This window comes from Enterococcus ratti (assembly GCF_001886195.1).
Taxonomy (GTDB): domain Bacteria; phylum Bacillota; class Bacilli; order Lactobacillales; family Enterococcaceae; genus Enterococcus_B; species Enterococcus_B ratti.
The window spans coordinates 67,476-91,906 of the sequence record NZ_JXLB01000010.1 but is presented as its reverse complement, the minus strand read 5'-3'; the positions used below and the strand labels follow the sequence as shown (position 1 = coordinate 91,906).

Annotated in this window: 17 protein-coding genes; 8 read left to right on the top strand and 9 right to left on the bottom strand. The window is 34.1% G+C overall.

Going from position 1 to position 24,431, the window contains the following annotated elements; genetic code table 11:
• Positions 1 to 221: 221 nt before the first annotated feature.
• Positions 222 to 2,315 (top strand): glucosaminidase domain-containing protein, encoded by a 2,094-nt coding sequence (locus tag RV14_RS06380; protein ID WP_071855461.1) that lies wholly within the window; start codon positions 222 to 224, stop codon positions 2,313 to 2,315.
• Positions 2,316 to 2,627: 312 nt separating this feature from the next.
• On the opposite strand, the gene RV14_RS06375 is transcribed toward RV14_RS06380, so the two are convergent.
• From RV14_RS06375 to RV14_RS06355, 5 genes are all read right to left on the bottom strand, one after another.
• A complete protein-coding gene (locus RV14_RS06375) occupies positions 2,628 to 4,430 on the bottom strand; it encodes an FtsX-like permease family protein (RefSeq protein ID WP_071855460.1) in 1,803 nt (600 codons plus the stop codon).
• Positions 4,431 to 4,442: 12 nt separating this feature from the next.
• Complete coding sequence (locus RV14_RS06370; protein ID WP_071855476.1) at positions 4,443 to 5,195, bottom strand: ABC transporter ATP-binding protein; 753 nt, start codon at positions 5,193 to 5,195, stop codon at positions 4,443 to 4,445.
• A 6-nt stretch (positions 5,196 to 5,201) separates the two neighbouring features.
• The gene (locus tag RV14_RS06365; RefSeq protein ID WP_071855459.1) at positions 5,202 to 5,588 is read right to left on the bottom strand and encodes a YxeA family protein; all 387 of its coding nucleotides are present in this window, start codon (positions 5,586 to 5,588) and stop codon (positions 5,202 to 5,204) included.
• Positions 5,589 to 5,902: 314 nt separating this feature from the next.
• On the bottom strand, positions 5,903 to 6,772 hold the full coding sequence (locus RV14_RS06360) for an SPFH domain-containing protein (RefSeq protein WP_071855458.1): 870 nt from the start codon (positions 6,770 to 6,772) through the stop codon (positions 5,903 to 5,905).
• Between the two features lie 30 nt (positions 6,773 to 6,802).
• On the bottom strand, positions 6,803 to 7,291 hold the full coding sequence (locus RV14_RS06355) for a DUF5348 domain-containing protein (protein ID WP_071855457.1): 489 nt from the start codon (positions 7,289 to 7,291) through the stop codon (positions 6,803 to 6,805).
• A gap of 723 nt (positions 7,292 to 8,014) precedes the next feature.
• Between RV14_RS06355 and RV14_RS06350 the strand changes: the two genes are divergently transcribed.
• A complete protein-coding gene (locus RV14_RS06350) occupies positions 8,015 to 10,351 on the top strand; it encodes an ABC transporter ATP-binding protein/permease (protein WP_071855456.1) in 2,337 nt (778 codons plus the stop codon).
• 567 nt (positions 10,352 to 10,918) lie between these two features.
• On the opposite strand, the gene RV14_RS06345 is transcribed toward RV14_RS06350, so the two are convergent.
• Both RV14_RS06345 and RV14_RS06340 read right to left on the bottom strand, forming a co-directional pair.
• On the bottom strand, positions 10,919 to 11,632 hold the full coding sequence (locus RV14_RS06345) for a DUF4811 domain-containing protein (RefSeq protein WP_071855455.1): 714 nt from the start codon (positions 11,630 to 11,632) through the stop codon (positions 10,919 to 10,921).
• Entirely contained in the window at positions 11,629 to 13,101 is a 1,473-nt protein-coding gene (locus RV14_RS06340; RefSeq protein WP_071855454.1) for an MDR family MFS transporter, read from the bottom strand. The genes RV14_RS06345 and RV14_RS06340 overlap by 4 nt, the downstream gene beginning before the upstream one ends.
• A 138-nt stretch (positions 13,102 to 13,239) precedes the next feature.
• Here RV14_RS06340 and RV14_RS06335 point away from each other — a divergent pair, with 138 nt between their 5' ends.
• From RV14_RS06335 to RV14_RS06325, 3 genes are all read left to right on the top strand, one after another.
• Complete coding sequence (locus RV14_RS06335) at positions 13,240 to 13,719, top strand: MerR family transcriptional regulator (protein WP_071855453.1); 480 nt, start codon at positions 13,240 to 13,242, stop codon at positions 13,717 to 13,719.
• A gap of 422 nt (positions 13,720 to 14,141) precedes the next feature.
• Positions 14,142 to 15,806 (top strand): hypothetical protein, encoded by a 1,665-nt coding sequence (locus RV14_RS06330; RefSeq protein WP_071855452.1) that lies wholly within the window; start codon positions 14,142 to 14,144, stop codon positions 15,804 to 15,806.
• Between the two features lie 163 nt (positions 15,807 to 15,969).
• Positions 15,970 to 16,878, top strand: coding sequence for a hypothetical protein (locus RV14_RS06325; RefSeq protein ID WP_071855451.1), 909 nt, complete (start codon positions 15,970 to 15,972; stop codon positions 16,876 to 16,878).
• A gap of 69 nt (positions 16,879 to 16,947) precedes the next feature.
• Here RV14_RS06325 and RV14_RS06320 read toward each other — a convergent pair whose 3' ends face one another.
• Entirely contained in the window at positions 16,948 to 17,778 is an 831-nt protein-coding gene (locus RV14_RS06320) for an endonuclease/exonuclease/phosphatase family protein (protein WP_071855450.1), read from the bottom strand.
• Positions 17,779 to 18,038: 260 nt separating this feature from the next.
• The gene (locus tag RV14_RS06315) at positions 18,039 to 20,192 is read right to left on the bottom strand and encodes a PTS transporter subunit IIBC (RefSeq protein WP_071855449.1); all 2,154 of its coding nucleotides are present in this window, start codon (positions 20,190 to 20,192) and stop codon (positions 18,039 to 18,041) included.
• Between the two features lie 269 nt (positions 20,193 to 20,461).
• Between RV14_RS06315 and RV14_RS06310 the strand changes: the two genes are divergently transcribed.
• From RV14_RS06310 to RV14_RS06300, 3 genes are read left to right on the top strand one after another with little or no spacing between them, the layout of a single operon-like run.
• The gene (locus RV14_RS06310; protein WP_071855448.1) at positions 20,462 to 22,756 is read left to right on the top strand and encodes a glycoside hydrolase family 65 protein; all 2,295 of its coding nucleotides are present in this window, start codon (positions 20,462 to 20,464) and stop codon (positions 22,754 to 22,756) included.
• Positions 22,749 to 23,411, top strand: a complete 663-nt coding sequence (gene pgmB, locus RV14_RS06305; RefSeq protein WP_071855447.1) for a beta-phosphoglucomutase — start codon at positions 22,749 to 22,751, stop codon at positions 23,409 to 23,411. Before RV14_RS06310 ends, pgmB begins: the two co-directional genes overlap by 8 nt.
• Positions 23,404 to 24,417 carry an aldose epimerase family protein gene (locus tag RV14_RS06300; protein ID WP_071855446.1) on the top strand — a complete coding sequence of 338 codons (1,014 nt, stop codon included), beginning with the start codon at positions 23,404 to 23,406 and terminating at the stop codon, positions 24,415 to 24,417. The genes pgmB and RV14_RS06300 overlap by 8 nt, the downstream gene beginning before the upstream one ends.
• Positions 24,418 to 24,431 lie beyond the last annotated feature (14 nt).

Sequence of the window (24,431 nt, the reverse complement as noted above, 5' to 3'; positions counted from 1 at the left end):
GGTACAATTTAAGTAGGTATGATCGTTTCCCCCAATTGTTTTTTTCAAAAACAAATAAATGGCATACTTCAATTAAAACTATTAAAGAAAAGCGATTGAATATAAAGATAATCGCAACTTTTAAACAACAAATTAAAGCTTTGTATAGATAAGCATTTATTAAACAAAAATACAAAGCTACGTTTTAAGTTTCATAAGTAAAAAAGAAAAGGAGTACTTATATGGACAAAAATAAAGCAATACGCCTACTTGCTGCCTCTTGGCTGATTGCTCCAACGATTTTATCAACGCAAGCTGCTTTTGCAACAGAAACTCAAACGACGACTACCAATAGTTCATTGATATCAGAAAATAATTCAACTGAAACAACCGTTTCAAGTACAGATACACAGGTTTCTTCTACTACTTCAACGACAGATTCTACAACTGAATCTTCTACTAGTACGGATTCCACGACCAATGAAACAGAAGAATCCACAGCTCCTTCAACTGACGAAACAGCCGTTCATACTTTGACAATTGGGTCATCCTTACGAGGAAAAATTAAACTGACGATCATTACTTCTGACTCTTCAGAAGTAAAACAAGTCATGATTCCGGCTGATGGAAAAATTGAAGGATTAAAAGAAGGGACTAAAATTGCTTATCAGATTCTTCCGCTTGTGAAAGAAAAATTAATTTCTTTTGAAGTTAATGGTGCACAAGAAGTGAATTATAGTGAAAAATTCTTTGTTGTAGGAATATCAGATATAACTTTATCTGCTAAGTTTGACTCACCAAATTTTCCATCAGATAGTTCTTCTAATGAGGGAACAACTAATTCGAATGGGAATTCTAACGATTCATCAAAACCAGTAAAACCTGATAAACCATCAACATCTGATACAGGAAAAAATGAAACAACAGATACTTCAAGTAATCAATCGAAACCATCAACTTCTACCAGTAATGACTCAGTCGTTTCTGCTAATACTGGCAATAAAAAAGAAAACGACAAAGCAAAAGATTCAGATAGTCTTGATGATCATTCAACTAATTTTGTTACAAAAACACCAATTGAAACAACCTTGCCAACCAATGCAACAACAGTTCAAAAGGCTATTGTAAAAGAAGCTTACAAACATTTAGGAAAAACTTATGTTTGGGGAGCAAAAGGTCCAACTACTTTTGATTGTTCTGGCTTAACTTATTATGTTTACATGAAAGCAACCGGTCATTATATCGGCGGCTGGACCGGCGAACAACAATATGCGGGTACACAAATCCCTATTAGCCAAGCACAACCGGGAGACTTAGTCTTTTGGGGACCTTCTTCAGGTGTCACTCACCATGTAGGGATTTATATTGGCAATGGTCAATACATCCATGCACCACAACCGGGAGATAAAGTACGCATTACTTCTATTAAAGATTACACACCAGATTTTGCCGTTCGTGTAAATATTGCTGGACTACCGACTGCTACTGGTTCATTAATGAATTCATCGCTTTTAGATGACTTAAACAACACATTTCATTTTTCAAAGAACCAAACAACCGATCAATTTTTGAAAAAAATTGCTGATAGTGCCCAAGCTATCGGACAAAAAGAAGGAATCTATGCTTCCGTCATGATGGCTCAAGCGATCCTAGAAAGTGGTTCAGGAAATAGTTTATTAGCAAGTGAACCTAATTATAATCTTTTTGGTATTAAAGGTGATTATAAAGGCAAAAGTGTTTCTTTCAATACTTTAGAACAAGATAATCGGGGAGAAACCTTTCAAATACGAGCAACTTTCCGTAAATATCCTTCTTATAAAGAAAGCTTAGAAGATTACGCAAGATTAATCAAAAATGGTTTAACTCATAATAAAGATTTTTATAAACCAATTTGGAAAACAGAAGCTAAAAGTTATAAAGAAGCAACTAAATATCTTGAAGGACGTTACGCAACAGACAAACAATATTCTCAAAAGTTAAACTCGATCATTGAGACCTATAACCTGACAAAATACGATGAACCTAAAAAAGAAACCAAAGCAATCAAAGAAAAATTAAAGATTAAAACTAGCTCAAAATCACTCGTTGTCCCTGTTACTTGGAATAAAAATGAAATGTCTCTTGTTGATTTAGATACTACTTCTTTAAAAAAAGCAGTTAAAAAACCGGAATTTCTTTTGACAATGAAAATACCGAATTTTTGGGAACTTTACCAGCATCTATCCGCTAAAAAGATTCCTAAAACATCAGTCATTCAAGTAAAAACAGAGACTGTTCCATTGTTAAAAGTATTAGCTGTTTACGATACTTTCTGGTTAAAATACAAAATGAACTAGATCATACGATCGAAAAATTCAACTGCAAACAAAAAATGATTTTTTAAACCGACTCTTTAAAAACAAAGCGCTATTTATTTTTAAAGAGTCGGTTCTTTTCAATAAAAAAGTACCAAATCAACCTTAATACACTTACTTAAAAAGAGCAAGTAATGACAAATTATGTCTCCTGATTTTACTCTTTACTTTTCATTTAAAACAATTAAAAAAACACATCCTTTTTGATTGGAGTGAAGCACGCAAATCAAAAAAGATGTGTCTTTTTATTTAATTCAACACTACCACTAGAGATAAGTGTTCCAGTAGTTATTTTTATTTTTTTCTATTTAAAACAATCCCGGTATATAACAAAACGGTTAAGACATAATAAACAAAATACATCACAAAGAAAATCATAAATGAGACCCAAACATTATGATAAGGGTCAGCTAATAATGGTGTAAACATTTTTAACCCAAACCATACATGGACGGCACCTAAAATTCCCGGTGCTAAGAAAAGCACGCCAATTTCTCGTCTAATTGATTGTCTCAATAACTGACGTTTTGCACCGATTTTTTCTAACATAATATATCTCCCGATATCACTCTTACTTCCAGAAAGAATCTTAAACATCAAGCAGCTTGCTAACATAGCTAAAAAGGCAATTCCTAAAAAGAAGCCCATAAATTCAAATCCTGAAAAAATGCCGTTCATCATTTGATAAGTTACGTATTTTTGACTAGTGTTCATTTCTATAGTTTGAAATTCAGGATTATTCTTAACATTTTCTTTCACCAGTTTACCAATTGCTTCTAAATCGGCCATAAAATCTTTTACTTTCAGTACCTGTAAAGAAGCCTGTGGTAAATTTAATTGTTTAAATTCATCTGCTGTTACTACTTGAATCGTTTTTCCTTGTTGTGAAGGTAATTCGTACAAACTTAACTGAAACTGCAATTCTTCTTGCGTTGCTAATTCTTCACCTGTTACCTTACGTACTTTTGTTCCTTCAAACATGTTTCCATTATTTGACATAAATTCTAAAGGATTTTTGTTAAATTCGCTTGCATTATAATAGATCGATTGCTCATCTTCTTTTTGGGCATAGGTGACATTAAACGTTGGCTTAAGCTTTAAAATTTGTTGTTGATTGACTTTTTGGGCATTATTTAAGACGATATCATAAGGTGTCGTTCCTTCAGTGGAAGCTAAAATTTGATTTTTAAATCCTAAACCTACAGTTAATGCACCTAAAGCTAATGCAAAAAGCATTGCGACCATTGAAAGCATTTGCGTATATTCACGAATTCTAAAACTCAATTGAGAAAGTGTAAAATTATTCAATTTTTTCATTGAAATGTTCTCTGTTTTCTTCAATAAGGTTAATAAGAAAATGAGTACTGAATGAAAAATAAAATACGTTCCTAAAATAATCGTTACTAACGCAATACCAATTCCCATCATTTGGTATACCATAATGTTAGCTAATACATAATACCCTATACTTAAACATGCAATCCCCAGAACCACTTTAAGTAAAAAATTAGTTTGCTTGATATGTGCAGGCGTTTGATTTGCTCGTAGCAACGTTAAAATTGGTTTTTTAACAATTGCGTAAGCATTAGCAAATGCAGCAAATAAAAATAAAACAGCAAAAAATAAAAGAGTAGTAATCAGTCCTTGTAAATTAAACGAAGCAAAATGCGTCAGTTTGATATTTAATTGATTGACAAGTAAGCGATGAACAATATTTGTCAATCCAATACCAATTATCGAACCAGTAACTGTTGCAATGGTTCCTACGATAAACGTTTCAAAGAAAATCATTTGAGCAATCTTCTTACTTTTAGCACCCAACATCATGAACATCGCATAATCTTTTTGGCGCATCGTCATTAAAAATGAATTTGCATAAATAATATACACAAAAGTAATGATTCCCAACAATACGGAGCCAAATTGAAAAATAAGTACGGTTAATGATATGGTTGAGTTACTTTTTAAAAATTCTGTATTGCTTGCGATTGACTCAAACATATAAAAAATGGCAGAAGTCATAACTAACCCTGAAAATAAGACAATGTAATCTCTTAAACGACTTTTTATACCAGTAAGCGATAATTTCCAAAGCATATTTTTTCCTCCTTACTGTTCCAAGTTTCCTAAGATAGTTAAGATATGACGATAAAACATCTCACGACTTTGGTTACTGCGTCTGAGTTCTTTATGAATCACGCCATCTTTTATAAATAAAATGCGTTGGCAATAACTTGCAGAAAAAGGATCATGAGTTACTAGTAAAATAGAGACTTGATCTTGTGTATTTAATTCTTCCATCATGTCCAATAGCTCACGCGCACTTTTAGAGTCTAACGCACCAGTCGGTTCATCTCCTAATAATATCGTAGGTCGAGTTACTAGCGCACGCGCAGAGGCTACCCGTTGTTTTTGTCCCCCTGATATTTCTGATGGATATTTACTCAGTATGTGAGTAATAGACAGACGCTCCGCAATTTGGTTTACTCGCCTTCTAATTTCCTTTGGTTTTACGCCTTGTAAAGAAAGCGGCACAGCGATATTTTCTCGAGCCGTTAAATTTTCCAATAAGTTAAAATCTTGGAAAATGAAACCGATTTCTTTAGCACGAAAATCAGCTAATTGATTCCCTTTTAACTTAGTAACATCTTTTTGATTGATGCGAATATGTCCCTTCGTTGGTTTATCTAGCGTCGAAAGAATGTTTAATAAAGTAGACTTACCAGAACCAGAAGCACCCATGATCCCAATGAATTCTCCTTTTTCTACCGCAAAATTGATACCGTTTAGTGCTTGCGTTTTTTTTTCATTATTTTTACCATATATTTTTGTTGCATTTTGAACTTCAACAATTTTAGCCATTTCCATCTATCCTTTACTTAATTTTTCTTTTGCTAATTTAGGGATGTCCTTTTGTCTCACTTCTTCATAGGAAGTGACTCCTTTTTTTTCATTCCAAGTAATTTTTACATATGCTCCTTTTCTCAGAGGACGTGGTTGTTGCCCTTTAAAGACCAATACTTTTTCATTACCTTTTATGTCATACCCTATAAGCGTATATTTATATTGTGTAACTATTTCATCATGCACATCTTTTATTTCATTTTTTTCCCCGTTGATCGTAACTTGAGTATAATAACTATCTCCTCCCATAATCATTTTCTTTACAAAATGCAGGCCGCCAAAAATACAGAAGCTAACGCCTAGACCCAACGTTATGATAGAAATGATTATTCCGAGCAGAAGTTTTTTCATTTCTTCTCCTTCTTTCACATTTGATAGAACAATTATAAAATAAACACAGCGCAAAAGACCTTTGATTTAACTGTCAAAGGTCTTTCAATATTGTCATTTATTGTGTCATATATTCAAAAATAGCCACAAGAAAACACAAAAAACTTCTTAAAAAAAGCGAATAAATAGCAAGAAAATCAGATAGAAATAGGGATATATGCAAAATAAGCCCAAATTTCACAAAAATTTAGAAATAACTTTCGGAAATTTCGGCTTATCTCTAGCTAAGCTCTCGTTCTTGTTACAATTATTTTATTTTTTGATGAAAGAACAGATTATTGTTCTTTTACATTTCCTGTATTGATGACCGGTTGTGTTCCTTTGTCGGTGATAATCGACACAAGCAGGTTATTAATTAATTGTACTTTCCGTTCCTGAGTAAAGTTGATTTTTTGACCCTGTTCTATTTGTTCCAAAGCCATTTGCGTCATAGTAACAGCGCCTTCTACGATCGTTTGACGAGCCGCCAAAATAGCTTGAGCTTGTTGACGTTGTAACATAGCACTAGCAATTTCAGTAGCATACGCTAAATGATTTAAGCGCGCTTCAATGATCTCTACACCTGCAACGGATAAACGTTCTTGTAATTCCTTTGCCAGCTCATCTGAAATCGCAGTCGTGTTCCCTCTTAAAGTTAAATCTTCTTCATTAAACGTATCATAAGGATACTGACTTGCGATATGTCGGACAGCTGTTTCACTTTGGATCTCAACAAAATCACGATAATAAGCTACGTCAAACAATGCCTTTGCTGTATCTACCACTTTAAAAACAACGACTGCAGAAATTTCGATGGGATTTCCTTCTAAATCATTTACTTTTAAAACAGAGCTGTTAAAATTGTGCACTTTTAAAGAAATAGTTATTTTTTGAGTAAAAGGAATGGTTAAAAAAAAACCATTTTCTCGTATTGTTCCTACGTATCGACCAAAAAATAAGATAACTTTTGCCTGATTTGGGCTAACAACCGTAGCCGAACTTAAAAAGGCAAGAGCGATTAACCAAAAGATGATTCCTAAAATCGGCAAAAAGATTGTTGTTCCTGTCATCCCTAAATACAATAAAAAGCCACCTGCACCTGCTAATAAAATAAAACCAACTAATCCGACGTAGCCATTGACATAAACTGCTTTCTTTTCTTTCATTGATCGTTTCCTTTCTCAAATAGATTGATCTCATTGTTTTTTTCTAATTCTTGCCATCACTCCTTCTAAATCTAACGCTTTGTCTTCTGTGACGTACCAACCACATGCTTGCGGACCACCAGAAGCTTGCGGCAAGTATTCTAAACTTGTGCGTATCCAATGTTTTTCTTCTGTAAAATAATCTTCCATCAAAATTTCTAAGTCCATTCCAGCAGAAAGAAGCAAATCCTCGCGGACGGACTTAAAAACAAACTGTTCTTTTTCCTCATTATACTTTAAAATTCCTGTATCTAAAATAGGCAGTGCATAATAATCCAACTCATTTTTTACTTTTAGTAAATCGTTGAATACTTCATTATACACTTGTTCCATTTGCCTACCTTCAGAGTTGTTAGGGTAATCAACCATTACTCGTTCTTTTTCGGCATCATAGTATTTGCTACTAAGTCTCGTTATGTAAGCATGCAGTTTCGTTATTTCCAACTGTAACTCTTTTTGTTTTAATTCATCTATTTTCATTTTTTATCCACCTTATATTCTACCTATGTATTTTTTGTTCTTTCTTCTTTCATTTTACTATAATCCCAAAAGTTACGCGATGGGAAAACAGCGAAGAATTGGTACAAGTACCCCTTAGAAAAAAATTTGTTCTTTCTTTTTTAGCTAATGTATATTCACGATATTTCATTTCTTGAATATAACTACACAGTAAATTTATTTATTAATGTTTAAGTTATATTTTTATTTAATTACTGTTTTAAAAACGAGTTTCTTCCTACTCCAACTTCCAGCATGCTTGAAAATCAATATTAGATTTAGATCATGTTTTTTTCTTGTCACTTTTTCTATACTTGGATTTAATCTTCAAATATCAATATCCTCTATTAATTATTGATTTGTAAAAATTGAAATACGTCAAAAATTTGTATAATAAAAATTACTTTCCCATAACCGTTTATTTCAACATTCACAATATTTGTTATAATAATCTTTCTCAAACATCATCTCATTGTCATAGGTTCCTCAATTACTGATAGAAACACTAAAAAACATGTTCTAACGCTGAACAATAAAGCAATGATAAATTTTCATCCTCTACGACTAATATATGATTTCTTTTACAAAAATTTCCTATTTGTTTTTGATTATTTATATTCAGTTAACATTCATTAACTATACACTATTTGTGGTTCTGATATACTTATAGTAGATCAAATAAATGAAAAGGAAAGAAGGAAAAATATGCTTCAATTAAAGGAAATAAAAAAATATTATAAAATCGGTGAAACAACAACTAAAGCCTTAGATGGTGTATCTGTCGCCTTTAGAAAAAAAGAATTCGTGGCAATACTAGGTCCAAGTGGATCAGGGAAAACAACGATGTTAAACGTAATTGGCGGATTAGACAACTACGACTCTGGTGATATGGTGATTAATGGAAAATCAACAAAAGATTTTAAAGAAAGTGATTGGGATGCCTACCGCAACAATTCAATCGGTTTTATTTTCCAAAGTTACAATTTAATTGGACATCTAGGAATCATCGAAAACGTTGAATTAGGGATGACCCTTAGCGGTGTTTCAAAAGAAGAAAAACATAAAAAAGCAAAAGAAGCTTTACTTCGAGTAGGTCTATCCGAGCATCAACATAAAAAAACCAATCAATTATCTGGGGGACAAATGCAGCGTGTAGCAATTGCTCGAGCTCTTGCCAATGATCCAGATATTTTGTTATGTGATGAACCTACCGGAGCACTAGATACTGAAACAAGCCTTCAAATTATGGAATTGATTCAAGAACTGTCGAAAGAAAAATTGGTCATCATGGTGACGCATAATCCTGAGCTTGCTCACCACTACGCAGGTCGTATCATTGAATTTTCAGATGGAAAAATCTTAACTGACTCTAATCCTCATATCGAACATCCAAAAACCGATCACTTCCATTTGCGTCGTACAAAGATGAGTTTTTGGACGGCTTTAAAAATTTCTTTTAATAACATTCGCACAAAAAAAGGACGAACGTTTTTAACTTCTTTCGCTTCAAGTATTGGAATTATCAGTATCGCGATCGTTCTTTCTTTATCTACTGGATTTCAAAAACAAATTGATAAAACCCAATCTGAAACGATGGCAAAATTTCCTATCACAATTGCTAAAGTAACAACAAATCGCTCCACTGATTCCACTGCATTGGGAGCCAGCAAAGCCGATTATCCACAAACAAAAACGATAACTGTTAAAATCAGCGAGGAAGACAAAGCACAGCATACCAATAGAATCGACCAAAATTACATCAATTATGTTAAAAATATTGACCCTGATTTGAGTAATAATATTGGATTTACTCGCGCCACCAGCATCAATATGCTTCGACAAGTAGATGGCAAGGTGCAGCCTGTTAGCTTCTCCAACCAAAATCCTGATTCAAAAGCGTTATCTTTATCAAGCACAATGTCTGCCATGACAGGTGTTGGTGTTTCTACCTTTCCCACACAATTAGACAATCAAAAGGAAAACTTTTTAAAAGCCAACTATTCGTTACTTGCCGGAAGCTATCCTTCTTCTGCTAATGAAGTAGTCTTAATCGTAGATGGGAATAATAATACTAACATTAATGCTTTAAAAAATCTTGGCTTTAATGTAAAAGATGGTCAAAAACTAAACTTTAATGAAATCGTCGGTACGAAATTCAAAATCATTAACAACAATAATTATTATACAAAATTGTCAACTGGCAACTTTGTTCCAAATACTAATTATGCTGAAATGTATGCTAAATCAAAAGACGTAGTAAAAATAGTAGGTATTTTACGTGTAAAATCTTCTTCAACCATGAATTTACTTTCACCGGGAATTGCTTACAGTGACCAATTAACAACACAAATTGTAAATAAAAATAAAGAATCTGACATTGTAAAAGCCCAAAAAGAAAGTGACATAAATGTATTAACTACCGAAAAAGTAGATGAAATGACTAAGCAATCGCTAATTAGTCATTTAGGTGGAGATAGCACGCCAACAAGCATCATGGTTTATCCAAATAACTTCGAAGACAAAGAACAAATTCTTAATTATTTGGATGATTACAATAACGGAAAAAATGAAAAAGATAAAATTATCTATTCTGATTTAGCCGGTACAATGACAGAGTTAACGGGTGGGTTGATGCGGGCGATCACTTACGTCTTGGTTGCTTTTGCTGGCATCTCGTTAGTAACAAGTATGATCATGATTAGCATCATCACGTATACTTCTGTGATTGAACGAACTAAAGAAATTGGAGTGTTAAAAGCATTAGGTGCTCGCAAAAAAGATATCACACGTGTATTTGATGCCGAAACATGCATTTTAGGAATCGCTTCTGGATTACTCGGCGTCTTCATTGCTTGGCTAACCACTTTTCCTATTAATTATCTTTTATACCAAATGACCGATTTAAAAAACGTAGCACAATTAAATCCAGTCCATGCTATTACTTTGGTGATCATTTCTACCATTTTAACGATGCTAGGCGGACATATTCCCGCTAAAATGGCTGCTAAAAAAGATGCTGCTATCGCCTTACGAGCAGAATAAATTGCTTGATCCCTTTCACTTGAGATCGGAACAGAAAAAAATTAATCAGTGACTGCTTTGTAAAATCAAAAGCTGCTGCTTAAAAAAATTGGTAGTCATAAAAATACAACACATCATTTCTCGCTATTTCAATTTATTGTTTGAGACTGAACCTTTCTTGTTCCGATCGTTTTTTCTCCCAAATATTTTTTAGTTTCTATCTTTATTTTACCCTCTTTTACTCTCCCTTCTTTTTTTATTATTTTATGCTTATATACTTTTTTTCTTTAGTGACTCCCTTTATCATACAAATAAGTCAAGTTATTTCGATAGAATGTTGCATTTTTAACAAATGAAACAGGAACATCTTCATCATTAAATTTTTACTCTTTTTAAGAGAAAAACCTCCCAAAATTAGACAAGTTAATTTTGGGAGGTTGACTATTTCTTTGGGTGAAACAACGCACTTTCTAGTTGATTAAATGATGTATAAGAACGCTCTTTGAAATAAGCCGCCAAATAAGTTCAAAAAGTTTTTATTTTTTCCATAAAACGATTTGACCCTTTTGCTTTCTTCACTACATTCAACTATTTTTTCGCTTGAACTTCTTGCACTAACTTAGCGAGTGCTTGTTTCTGAAACTTTGCTGCTAATTCTTTAGTGAGTGTTGCTTGTTCTTGTTTTGTCATAGCTGGATTTTTAATCATTGCTTTTGCAAGACCTTCTTGTATATAAATTTTTGCTTCACTTTCTATTGTCGTTTGCTGCTGCTTTACCCGTTGAGCAAATGTTTTGGCTTGATCTGTACTAAATTCAATCCAGTCTGTAGGAATTTTAAATAGATTGGTTTGTTTGTCATATTCATGGTTATTTTTTGCTAAATTAAACCAAAATTTGTATTGATCATTTTTGTAGACCCAATAAGTAGTTTTAGTTACTTTTTGAGCTTTGTCAGTTGTTTGTTCTACTTGATTGGTTACGTGATCGGTGCCGGTTGCTTTTGGCTGTTTTTGATCTTCATTGGTTCGATAAAGATAGACTTTTTCTGAACCATCACCTAAAGCTTGATGTAAAAGCATGTTAAAATTCTTTGAATCTGTACTAGATACAATATCTGTTGTTTTGACTTCTATTTCTTTTTCCATGCCAAAGTGGTTAGATAAGTTAGCAACGATTAAGACCAATGATGCAACAAAGACTAAACCGAAAATCAATGATAAAAATGTTTGCCACGCTTTTTTTGCAAAAATATTAATGATTGCAAAAGCCAGTAAACTAATAATCAAGACAACGATAATCATGCTTTATTCCCCACTTTCGCCACCATGGGCTCTTTTTTCTTCAGTAAAAAGGCAATGACAAAGCCGATCATTCCAAAGACAATTGCTACAAAAAAGGCAGCGTGGTAACCGGATAACGTAGCATTGATTGCCTGCTCTTTATAAGCTAATGGTGTATGATTTAATACTGATTTTCCCGGAAGATTGTCTTTTGTCACGTTAGTTAAGACGCTAATCAAAATAGCCGTGCCGATTGAACTAGCAATTTGGCGGAAGGTATTGTTTACAGCAGTTCCGTGACTAATTAATTTATTTGGCAAAGCGTTCATGCCAGAAGTAGTAACTGGCATCATTACCATAGAAATACCAAACATTCGTATTGCGTAAAAAATGACAATATACAAAACAGGAGTTGTCTTTGTTAAGAAAGCAAATGGTGCCGTCGCAGCGGTTAAAATAAACATTCCTATAATTGCTAAACGTTTTGCTCCATGTTTATCAAAAATGGCGCCTGTGATTGGCATCATTGCCCCCATGATTAATGCTCCGGGCAGCAGCATCAAACCAGAATGAAAGGCTGATTCACCACGAATATTTTGAATATAAAGAGGTACAACCATTTCTGCACCTACCATGGCCATGTTAGTTACCCCAGCTAAAACAGCAGCAATGGTAAAAGTAGAAGATTTAAATACACGAAGTTCTAAGAATGGATGTTCTAAATGAAGCTGACGCCATGCAAACAAGGCAATAAAGACGGCACCTACGATCAAAAAACCGATGACTTTTACGCTGCCCCAACCTGCATCTCCTACACTTGAAAAGCCGTACAGCAAGCTACCAAAACCGATCGTTGATAAAAGTGCAGAGAAAAGATCGATGCTTGGATTTGATAGTGGAATTACACTTCTCATTAAGAAAAAGGCTAACACCAATACTAAAACAACGATTGGCAGTACCATGCCAAACAGATCACGCCAATGATAATTGTCAATGATGTATCCTGATAAAGTTGGTCCTAACGCAGGAGCTAAACCAATAACAATTCCCGACATTCCCATGGCCGATCCTCTTTTTTCTGGCGGAAAGATTGACAACATAATATTTTGTAATAAAGGCATAGATACCCCCACGCCACAGGCTTGAATCAAACGTCCAATCAACAGCGTACTAAAGTTAGGGGCGATAAAGCAAGTAATTGTCCCAATTAAAAAAATTGACATGGCTGATAAATATAAATTTCTTGAGCTAAATTTGTTGATTAGCCAAGCGGTAATCGGAATCATGATCCCGTTAACCAATAAAAATCCAGTCGTTAGCCATTGAACACTTGATGCTGAAATATTGAAATCTTTCATCAATGTAGGAAAAGCCGTTGTTAATAAGGTTTGATTCAAAACCGTACAAAAAGTTCCCATTAATAAAACGACCACTAGCAATGAACGATTATATGGTTTTCCATGAATATCTACCGGTTGATTTTTGCTCATATTTCTCCTTCTTTCTGAACTTTTTCTGAAATTACTAGAATACTTTAGTCCTAATCACTTGTTTTGTCAACCCACTTGACATGCAAGTTATCGAAAGTATAATTAGGGGAAGTAGAAAACTTGAAAGGAAGATTGAAAATGGTAGGAGCATCCCTTAAGCAGTTATTAGAAAATGATCAATTAGTAGTGGGAATTAGTGAGCTTAGTGAAATCGTGGGAGTTTCTCCTCGTCAATTGCGTTATTGGGAACAAAAAAATTTTATTCATTCCGTTGCAGATGATACGAATTGTCCTAGAAAATATCGTTTGCCTACCGTCATCAAAGTTGAGATCATCAAAAAATATTTAGATGAAGGTTATACTTTAACCAAAGCTGCTGAAAAAGCAGAAAATCGACTTAAGAAAATGAACCATGTCCGCAAAGTTTTCTCAAAAGCGATCAAAGACATCGAATTGATCGATGAAAGATACACCATTTTGTTGATTGGTGATTTTAAAGAACTAACAGAAAACACAAAACTTTATATTATCCACGATGAAAAAACCAATGAACTAACTTACAAAATTTTACCGACTAGTGAAAAACCTGATTTCGTCCAATTATTAAATAACTGTTAATACACATAAAATAAAGTGAATTATCTAAATTTCTTTTACGTTGAAAAGCTGAGCAATTTGTGATAATTCATTCTATTTTTTCTCTTTCTTTTTTATTCTTCCAGTATCTCCGTTAATCATTTAGTATAGTCTGTTTCATGATTGTTGACATGAAACATGAGAAAGAAATAAATAACGACTATTATCCTTCTCCCCTTATTTTTTAGAAGAAAAGATATGGGCTTTACGAGCGAGTAAATAAACACATGTTTCTTTATAACAACTATGTAGTTCTTTCTTTTAGAAAAAAATGACTTTGCCTATAGTTTTAAGAAAAACATAGGGATGTTGATAAGTTTTTTATATTTTTTCGAATTTCTTGCCTCTAGTTTTGTGAACCTTTATGATTAAGCTAGTAAGTTTACTAAAAAGGAGTTCGACAATTGAAAAAATATATTCCGTATTTAACAATCTTACTTTTTGCAATTTTATTTATTCTGCCATCCATTCTTACACATAACTTAGTTATTGGTGCAGATGCTCCCTTTCATTATAATCGGTTTTACGAAACTGCTGAACAATTCGCCAATTGGGATTTTCATTATTTTCCTTCCATGTATGGATTTCAACAAAGCGGTCGAATCGTAAATGCTGTTTACGGTCCAATCTTTGCTTATTTTCAAGGCTTGATCGTCTTGATTTCGGGAAGTTGGTTCCATTACCAAATTTTGTCAAATTTTATTCTTTACTTGATTTCCGGCTGGTCAATGTTGACTCTATTAAAATACATGAACATAAAAAATTGGGTTAGTGTACCCATTTCGCTTTTATTTATGACGACGTATGCCATTCAATATTGGATTATCAATCAAGGTTTTACCAGCTGGGGAACTTGTTTTTACCCCTTGTGTATGATCCCTTTAGTTGATTTCGTAGTTCACAAAAAATTTCCTATTCTAAAAGTATCCGCCTCGATTGCATTAATGACACAAATCCATTTGCTGTCTTCTGTAATGTTAGTTTTGATGTATATTCCTTTTTATTTATCTTATTTCTTTACTCAAACAAAAAAAAGCAAAGCAATCAGACAACTTGTCAAATCAGTCTTGTTTTATTTCATTTTAACAGCCAATATTTGGGTAGGATTAGCTTTAGTCTATTGTAAAAACCAGATTTTGCCCCCTTTTGTAAACCGAGAGATGAGCCAAAAAGCAATTAATTTGGATGGACATTATTGGTTAACTTATCCTAAAATTTTCCCTATCCTTTTATTGATCGGCTTTTTATTGTTTCTGCTCTTTCGGCGTCATTATGACATATTTACTAAATTGCTTTTGCGTACAAGTATTGTTTTTTTTCTCCTTTCAACAAGCTTGATTCCTTGGACATCTTTAGTTGAAAACGATGTACCATTTATTCGTTTAATTCAATTTCCTTTTCGTTTTTTCGTGCCGTTTACCTTACTTTTTTTAGTGTTTCTAGCGCTTGCTTTGAATCAATGGGAGAAAAAAAATTGGTATCGTCTATTAAGCTTCATAGCTATTTTAACTGCCTCTATTCAAACAATTCAAAATCTTCAACAGCATTTGGATAGATGGAAAAATGAAACATTCGTTAGCCGTCATACGTATTTATTTGATACACCAGAAAAAGCACGAAAAACCTTTTATAGTCACGACATGTCCAAAAGTTTGTTTGTTTTTCAAAAAACAACTCCAGATTATTTACCGATTTACAAAGAAACGAAGGCAAACAAATATGATCGATACAACGAAGAAATTTTAGAAGGAGAAACAATTTTTATCAAGTCCCATCAAGAAGGACGTTTAACAATTAAATGGAAAAACACCGGTGAAAAGACTGTACATTTACCAGTCATTGTCTATGCGGGAACCGTTCTACTGCAACATGGCAAAAAATTGACAGATTACAAATTGACAGACATCGGTACCCCTATTGTAAAACAACATCATGGAATCAATGAAGTCACCCTTTATTATGACCTGCCTTCCTTCTTTTACTTTGCCGTTGCATGCACTCTGATCGGTTGGTTAGTTTTATTCTGTCTATCGATCAACAATCGTTACAAAGCTTCAACAACTAAATAAAAAAACTAAAGAGAAATCGATTTTTCATAAATAAAGTTTTTAGAAAAAAGATAGCTGTATTTTAAGTCTTTGCTAAAAACTTTATTTCTTATTTTTAGAAAAACTATTTCCCCTTGTTCTTACTATTTGAAATATAATGATGCTTATATAAGGAGGGACCATAATGGCAATCGAAACAGTTCTAAAAGAACCAGATTCTCAAAAAAGAAAAGATGCTGTTGATCAAACTAACGAATTAATAGAAGAAGGAAGCATTCCTTTAGTTCATAGCCCAACAGCTCAAATATATAGAGGAACATTAGTTACAGACAAGGATCCACGTTTTGTAAGAGCACGAAAAAAAGCTCAACAAAATGAAGCCCAAAAAAAGATACCTGTACTTTTAAATAAAAAAGATACGATCGTTCATACATACGAGCCTTTTCCTAAATTAGGATTTGCTTTAAACACAGAAATTGCCACTCAAAAACTAGCAAACGAGGAAATACAAAAACCTCCTAGAAAGCACAAACTTGTAGCAGAACTTATACGTGTTCATGCGGTGCCTTGTACACAAGCAGCTACTTTAAACACAGAAATTGCCACTCAAAAACTATCAAATGAGGAAATACAAAAACCTCCTAGAAAGCACAAGCTTGTAGCAGAACTTATACGTGTTCATGCAGTTTCTCATACATATGCAGCTGCTTTAAATACTACAGACGTCACTCAAAAATCAGTAAAAGATGTGATCGCTCATGCACAGGATCCAGCTCTTACACCAGAGCCTGCTTTAAACACGGCAGAAGTCGTACAAGAGCAACCCAAAAAAATACAAGAAAACATGCCAGATACTACTCATGAACATGACCAGAGTAAAGTAAAAATTACCCCCGGTTCTCTTAAAGAAATGAATAGCATAGAAGCGATTGAAGCTTTTTTAAAGGATAAAAAAAGCAACCCGGTGAATCAGAAAAAAAACAACCAAGCAGAAAACCAAAAAAAGCAAACAGAAGCTTCAAATGAAAATAACTTGGTAACTGCTTCAAAGCAAAAAGAGCAGAAGAGAGATGCTTATTGCTTGTGTTTTTAACTATTTAAAAAACAATCACCTTGAGTAAATAAATGACTGCTTTCTTATTTACTCAGGGTGTTTTTTCTCTTATTTGTATGTTAATGTAACTTCTATTCCATAATGGTCACTAACGATCGGACTTGTTTTGCCGTCAAAAATACGCTGATATTTTTTAACTACGCTATCTTTAGGAACATAAATATAGTCAATCCGTAACGCTTGGGTGTTGTTTTCCCAGCCATCAATCTTCTTTTCAATAGTTGCTTGATTATCTTTTTCTTGTGCTCGTTTATAAGCATCAATAATTGGCAAGATACTTTTTGCGACTAAATCATAGCCGGATTTTTCTGCTGGATTATTAAAGTCTCCTAGTAAAAATACTGGATATTTTTCATTTGACAAATAAGTTTCTAGTTGCTTCCATTCAAATGCAAAACCGCTAATGTCATCAATCCACCAAGAAAAATGACAGCTGGCGGCAACGATGGTTTGGTCTTCAATCTTCGTTTGTCCAATTAAAATTTTTCGCGTGCGATAATTTTCCTTTGCCTTTGTTTCAGAAACTGTATGCACTTGACTAACTAGTGGTTTTTTAGAAAGAATGGCATTTCCTTCTTCATAAATTTCATAACCAATATGGCTCATTTCCCAACTCCAATAGTAACTTTCGCCTTTTTGGGCTAATAATTGAACTAAACAATAGGCAAAATTATTGCTGCGTACAGGCGTTTGTGTTTTTATTTCACAAAATGTTTTTAATTCGTTTCTTGTTAATATCTCCATATCCATCGATTGATTTACTTCCTGTAATGCAATAAGATCATACCTTTCAGTAACAATTTTTTCTACAATCTTATTTAATTTTTCATAAGCGTTCGTTTCTAACCAACTATGGGTATTTAAAGTCATTACTTTCATGAATACTCTCCTTGAAGTTACACAAAGCCGATTCGCTCTAGGTAGTAAGATGTCGACAGAGAAAATGACAGCCATCGTTTCTGTCGTTATCTTACTACAAAAGAGCAGACTTTGAAACACTGTTTATCTAGCTTGTGACAAAATGTATTTGATTTGAGCATAAAAGAAGAACAACTATCAAAATCATTAATACACTTCCAAATGCTCAATTCTTTAAAAGATAGAAAGGTAGAAAGGATCAATCTAGTGAATGTCTTCGATCATAATTTTATTTCACCAATGACTGTTCCAGCTTCAACTGCACCTAATTGTTTGATATAAACTTCTTGGTCGTCATTATTCGTAAAAACAACAATGATTGTTGTTTCTTTTCCTTCGTTTTTAATTTGGGCTAAATTCATTTGCGCAAGAGGCGAACCTGCAACTACCTCTTGACCTTGTGAGACCAATATTTCAAAAGCCGGTTGATTCATTTTAACTGTATCAATCCCCATATGGATTAATACTTCTATTCCTTCTGTGGTTTGCATCCCAATCGCATGTTTTGTAGGAAAGACACTGACAATTTTACCGGAAATTGGTGCAGTCACTTTGCCGTTTGTTGGAATAATAGCAAATCCATCACCCATCATTTTCTTTGAAAAGACCAGATCATTCACTTCAGTTAAAGCAATTAAATCCCCCGTCGCTACTGCGTATAGCTTCTTTTGTATTCCCCGCATCACACGTTCTTTTTGCGTTGATTCTTCTTGAAATGTTGGTTCGGGAATCATTGCCTCTGATTGCAGCAAATCTTCAATATCTGATTTTAATACATCGGCTTTAGGTCCGTATACTGCTTGGACACCATTATCTTTTACAATCAATCCCATGGCTCCGGCACATTTCCATTCCTCTTCTGAACCAACTTTTTCACGGTTAACCACACTTACACGCAACCTTGTCATGCAAGCATCTACGTCTTTGATATTTTCTTTTCCTCCTAGTAGGTGAATGATTTTGACAATTTGTTGATCAATTTCACCTGCTTGAGAGGTAGCTTTTTCCTCACTATCATTATCATAATTTCCATTACGTCCGGGCGTAGCAAAATTAAATTTTTTGATCATGAAATTTGCTAAAAAATAAGTGAAAACACCAAATAAAATGACACAAATAACAAAATTGAGTAAATCTCCGCCAAGTCCTGCTTTAATTGCTAATGGTGTTCTCGTCAATAGCTCAATATTACCGAATGAATGAACACGCAAAGGCAAAATATCAGCCATCGCAAATGCTGCTCCTTGAATTACTGAATAAACCACATAAAGAGGAACTGCCGCAAACATAAACATAAATTCTAATGGTTCCGTAACGCCGGTTAAGAAAACGGCTAACGCAGCTGAGAAATACATAGATTTATATCTTGCTTTTTTATCTGAATCTACATTCCGATACATTGCCAAAGCTAACCCCATCATAATTCCTGATGAACCAATCATCTGACCAACTTTAAAACGAGCGGGTGTCCAATTATTCAACACGAATTGATATTGAGACATATCACCAGCACCTTTTAAATTCACTAAGTCAGTGGCCCATGCCAGCCACAACGGATCTTGACCAAACACTTGCGTTCCAGCTTGAGCGCCGGATAAAATTTCATAGGTTCCGCCTAATTGCGTATAATTGATCGGAATAGTTAGCATATGATGCAAACCAAATGGCAATAATAAGCGCTCTAGCGTTCCATACAAAAATGGAGCTAAAATTGGTGCACTTTCTTGTGATTGAGCAATCCAAAGCCCAAAATTATTGATTCCTGCTTGTATGTTTGGCCAAATAACTGCAAGTATTAAAGCAACAATCGTTGACCACAAAATTACTACAAACGGAACGAATCGCTTGCCATTGAAAAAAGATAATGCATCTGGCAACTTTCGATAATTATAATACTTGTTGTAAGCCATCGCACCAACAAAACCGGCGATAATTCCTACAAACACACCCATATTTAATGCTGGAGCTTCTAATACACTAGTAAAAAATCCCTTAACCATGATCTTCGTTCCAAAAAGCGTATGTGTAAAAGCGTCTTCATTTGCGAGCATTTCTGTTGTTACGCCAAAAATTGCGCCTGTGATGCGGTTAATTAAAACAAATGAAATTCCCGCAGCAAAAGCTCCGCCAGCACGTTCCTTTGCCCAGCTTCCACCTATTGCCAAAGCAAATAATAAGTGTAAATTGCCAATAATTGCCCAACCAATACTTTCAATTACACCACCTGTCGTCACTAAAAACGCTACATCTGGATTAATTAACGGAATTGATTTTCCGATACTAATCATTAACCCAGCAGCTGGCATTACTGCCACAACCACCATTAAAGCCTTTCCAAATTTTTGCCAAAACTCAAAATTTAGTAATTTTTTCATACTACAGTCTCCTTTATGCAATCGGTTTCGTTATTAGCTATTATAGACGTTGTTTCATTTTTTGTAAATGCTTTATTTTTATTTTTTCTATCTACGCTAGCTATTTTAAAAAAACACTAAATACTTTAATTACAAAGATTTATCGTTTATTAAAAATAGATTTTTTATTTTTAATAAACAGTCGTGATTTTAAAAATATTTTCCATTGACTTACGCAATCGATTGCGTTTATTATGAATATATAAATGAAATCTATTAGGAGGTACACAATGAAACAAATAAAACGCTTATTTCAAATTGATCCTTGGAAAATCCGTACAACAAAACTTGATAAAGAAAATTTGCGTTTACAAGAATCATTGACAAGCATTGGCAATGGTTACATGGGGATGCGAGGAAACTTTGAAGAAACTTATTCCGGTGACCATCATCAAGGAACTTATTTTGCAGGAATCTGGTACCCTGATAAAACACGAGTAGGTTGGTGGAAAAATGGGTATCCCGAATATTTTGGTAAAATAATTAATGCCGTTAATTTTATTGCAATGGATATTTATATTAATGATCACTTAATTGATTTAGCAGAAATCGAACCGGAAGATTTTTATTGGGAATTAAACATGAAAAATGGCGTACTAACTCGCAGTTATACAGTCACTACTCCTAAAAATAAAGTACGTATTTCTTTTGAACGGTTTTTAAGTATCATTAAAAACAATGCGGCTTATATTCGCTTAGCTATAGAAATGCTCGAAGGAAATGGAACAGTTAAAGTCATTTCTAAATTAGATAGCAATGTTCAAAACGAAGACAGTAACTACAATGAACGTTTTTGGAATGAAATCGGATGTGGTACAACAAAAGAAATCGCTTATTTAACAACTCAAACAATCCCAAATAATTTTTCAATTGACCAATTTACAGTAACTTCGGCGATGCGTCATTTTGTAAACGGGCAATTAGCACAACCTGTTTCTCACGAAGAAACATTAGCAGTACACAGCCTATTTTCTTTTGACTTAGTGACCAATCAATCTATTTTTTTAGATAAAGAAGTACTTGTACTTACTAGTCGAGACGTTCCAAAAGACCAACAAGTCTCTCAAATAATCAAAGAATTCAATAACTTGCATCTTCACCACCTACAAGCAAAAGAAGAACAAACAGCCGCTTGGGATAAACGCTGGGAATTAGCGGATGTAGTTATTGAAGGAGATGACAAAGCACAACAAGGGATTCGCTTTAACCTTTTCCAATTATTTTCTACTTACTATGGAGAAGATGAGCGCCTAAATATTGGACCAAAAGGATTTACAGGCGAAAAATATGGAGGTGCCACTTATTGGGATACTGAAGCTTATGCAGTTCCGCTATATCTTGCCTTAGCAAAACCAGAAGTAACTAAAAATCTGCTCAAATACCGCCATAATCAATTGCCACAAGCAATTCACAACGCCAAGCAGCAAGGTTTAAAAGGAGCCTTATACCCAATGGTCACTTTCACGGGCATTGAATGTCATAATGAATGGGAAATTACGTTTGAAGAAATTCATCGAAACGGTGCAATTGCTTATGCGATTTATAATTACACAAATTATACTGGAGATACCGAATATTTAAAAAATGAAGGACTGGAAGTTCTAGCGGAAATTGCTCGCTTTTGGGCGGACCGCGTTCATTTTTCTAAACGAAAAAACAAGTATATGATTCACGGCGTGACAGGTCCGAATGAATATGAAAATAATGTTAATAACAATTGGTACACCAACAAAATCGCTCAATGGGTATTAACGTACACTCGAGAAAACTATTTAAATTTCAAAAAAGAAACAACTGTTCAAATCAAGGAAGAAGAATTAGCAAATTGGCAAGAAATTGCCGAAAATATGTATTTTCCAGTGGACGAAGAATTAGGAATTTTTGTTCAACATGATACATTTTTGGACAAAGAGTTATTGCCGGTGTCTGCCTTATCAGCAAATGAACTGCCATTAAATCAACATTGGTCTTGGGATAAAATTTTGCGTTCTTGCTTCATTAAACAAGCCGACGTTCTTCAAGGAATTTATTTTTTCAGTGACTCTTTTACAAAAGAAGAAAAACAGAAAAATTTTGATTTCTATGAACCAATGACCGTTCACGAGTCATCTCTTTCCCCTAGTATTCATGCAATTTTAGCTGCCGAATTAGGAATGGAAGACAAAGCAGTAGAGATGTACCAACGCACTGCTCGCCTTGATTTGGACAATTACAACAACGATACAGAAGATGGTCTGCACATTACCTCAATGACAGGAAGTTGGTTAGCGATTGTTCAAGGATTTGCACAAATGAAAACAGACCATAAGCAATTGCGATTTGCTCCCTTTTTACCAAAAACATGGGATGCTTATTCCTTCCATGTCAATTATCGCGATCGATTAATCTTTGTCGCTATATCAAATAAACAAGTCACTGTAACATTAGTTTCTGGCAAACCTTGTCCATTAACAGTTTATGAGAAAACTTATCTTTTAAAAGATCAATTAGACATCCCTTTACGTAAGGAGGAATTAGATGTTTAAAGGTGTATTATTTGATTTAGACGGAGTTATTACTGATACTGCAGAATTTCATTATCAGGCATGGAAAAAATTAGGCAAAGAAATTGGGATTACAATCGATCGTACTTTTAATGAACACTTAAAAGGTGTCAGTAGAGAAGACTCTTTACACTTACTGCTTGCACACGGAAAGAAAGAAAATGATTTTTCAACAAAAGAATTTCATGAATTAACTAAAAGAAAAAATGATTATTATCTTGAAATGATCCAAACAATTACACCTGATGACGTCTTCCCCGGGATAGTGGCATTGCTTGAAGAATTAAAAAAAGCCAACATTAAAGTTTCCTTAGCTTCTGCCAGCAAAAACGGCTCGCTTCTTCTTGCTAAAATGAAGTTAACTCGCTTTTTTGATGCTATCGCCGATCCTACCATGGTTCAAAATGGAAAACCCGCCCCCGATATTTTCTTATTAGCAGCTAAAGAAATTGGCTTAGCCCCACAAGAATGTATCGGAATCGAAGATGCCAAAGCTGGGATAAAAGCAATCATTGCAAGCGGCGCATTTCCAATTGGTGTTGGAATAAAAGAACTTGAAAAAGAGATTTCGACAGTTCCTGATACCACGTATCTTACAATAAACTACTTAAAGAGCAAGTGGCAAGAACATGTCTAAGTCTTCTATTTTTGTTACATCAATTCCCAACACCAAACTAAAAAAAATAACATTGAAGAACGACACACTTACTGTCGTTCTTCTCAACTACGGTGCTAGACTTCATCAATTATTTGCCCCTGATAAAAAAGGCCACTTAGAAAATGTTTTATTGACCTATGACTCCCTTTCCAACGTCTTAACCGATCAAAGTTACTTTGGGGCTATGGTTGGACCAGTTGCCGGCCGAATTAAAAATGGCTCTTGGGCAAACCATCAATTGGAACAAAATGAAGGCAAGCATCATATTCATGGCGGTTCAAACGGTTGGTCTTTTCAATATTGGGAAGCAGAAGTTTTCAAAAATTACACTACCATCGGCGTAAGCTTTACTTTGCAAGATTCTTTTTCTGGGTATCCGGGTCCCATCACAGCCACTGTTACTTACCAATTAACCCAAAACGAATTAGAAATGATTATAAAAACTAGCAGTCCAACAGAAACAATCTGTAACCCAACCAATCATGCTTATTTCAATCTTTCTGGAAATGGCAAACGTGAAATTTATGACCACGAACTAACGGTTCAAATGAAAGGACTACTGGAATTAGATAATGAAAAAATTCCTACTGGAAAATTACTTGCCGCTCATGATTTACCTTTAGATTTTAATCGTCCACATACCTTAAAAGAAATTCTGGACTATTACCCCAAAGGATTAGATGATGTTTTTGTTCTAACACCCGAAAAAAAAACACTGACCTTATTAGAAAAACAAGCTGGTCGTCAACTGACTATAGCAACAACAAATAAAAGTATGGTATTATTTTCTACGACTGGGTTTGAAGCAAATTTTTGGATTCACGGTCAAAAAATGCACTCAAACTATGGATTAGCAATTGAACCCCAAGAATTTCCTGATGCCGTTCATTTCCCGGAATTTGGTTCAATCGCATTACATCCAAAACAAGAAAAAATTAGTTCTACGACTTATCAATTCAATACCATAAAAGACATGAACACATAGAGTGTTATTTATAG

Excerpts from the sequence above, each read along its gene's own strand:
- RV14_RS06325 (WP_071855451.1), top strand. The coding sequence starts at position 15,970 with ATGGCAATCGAAACAGTTCTAAAAGAACCAGATTCTCAAAAAAGAAAA.
- RV14_RS06370 (WP_071855476.1), bottom strand. The coding sequence starts at position 5,195 with ATGGCTAAAATTGTTGAAGTTCAAAATGCAACAAAAATATATGGTAAA.
- pgmB (WP_071855447.1), top strand. The coding sequence starts at position 22,749 with ATGTTTAAAGGTGTATTATTTGATTTAGACGGAGTTATTACTGATACT.
- RV14_RS06300 (WP_071855446.1), top strand. The coding sequence starts at position 23,404 with ATGTCTAAGTCTTCTATTTTTGTTACATCAATTCCCAACACCAAACTA.
- RV14_RS06315 (WP_071855449.1), bottom strand. The coding sequence starts at position 20,192 with ATGAAAAAATTACTAAATTTTGAGTTTTGGCAAAAATTTGGAAAGGCT.
- RV14_RS06380 (WP_071855461.1), top strand. The coding sequence starts at position 222 with ATGGACAAAAATAAAGCAATACGCCTACTTGCTGCCTCTTGGCTGATT.
- RV14_RS06375 (WP_071855460.1), bottom strand. The coding sequence starts at position 4,430 with ATGCTTTGGAAATTATCGCTTACTGGTATAAAAAGTCGTTTAAGAGAT.
- RV14_RS06365 (WP_071855459.1), bottom strand. The coding sequence starts at position 5,588 with ATGAAAAAACTTCTGCTCGGAATAATCATTTCTATCATAACGTTGGGT.
- RV14_RS06345 (WP_071855455.1), bottom strand. The coding sequence starts at position 11,632 with ATGATTATCGTTGTCTTGATTATTAGTTTACTGGCTTTTGCAATCATT.
- RV14_RS06320 (WP_071855450.1), bottom strand. The coding sequence starts at position 17,778 with ATGAAAGTAATGACTTTAAATACCCATAGTTGGTTAGAAACGAACGCT.
- RV14_RS06340 (WP_071855454.1), bottom strand. The coding sequence starts at position 13,101 with ATGAGCAAAAATCAACCGGTAGATATTCATGGAAAACCATATAATCGT.
- RV14_RS06335 (WP_071855453.1), top strand. The coding sequence starts at position 13,240 with ATGGTAGGAGCATCCCTTAAGCAGTTATTAGAAAATGATCAATTAGTA.
- RV14_RS06360 (WP_071855458.1), bottom strand. The coding sequence starts at position 6,772 with ATGAAAGAAAAGAAAGCAGTTTATGTCAATGGCTACGTCGGATTAGTT.
- RV14_RS06355 (WP_071855457.1), bottom strand. The coding sequence starts at position 7,291 with ATGAAAATAGATGAATTAAAACAAAAAGAGTTACAGTTGGAAATAACG.
- RV14_RS06310 (WP_071855448.1), top strand. The coding sequence starts at position 20,462 with ATGAAACAAATAAAACGCTTATTTCAAATTGATCCTTGGAAAATCCGT.
- RV14_RS06350 (WP_071855456.1), top strand. The coding sequence starts at position 8,015 with ATGCTTCAATTAAAGGAAATAAAAAAATATTATAAAATCGGTGAAACA.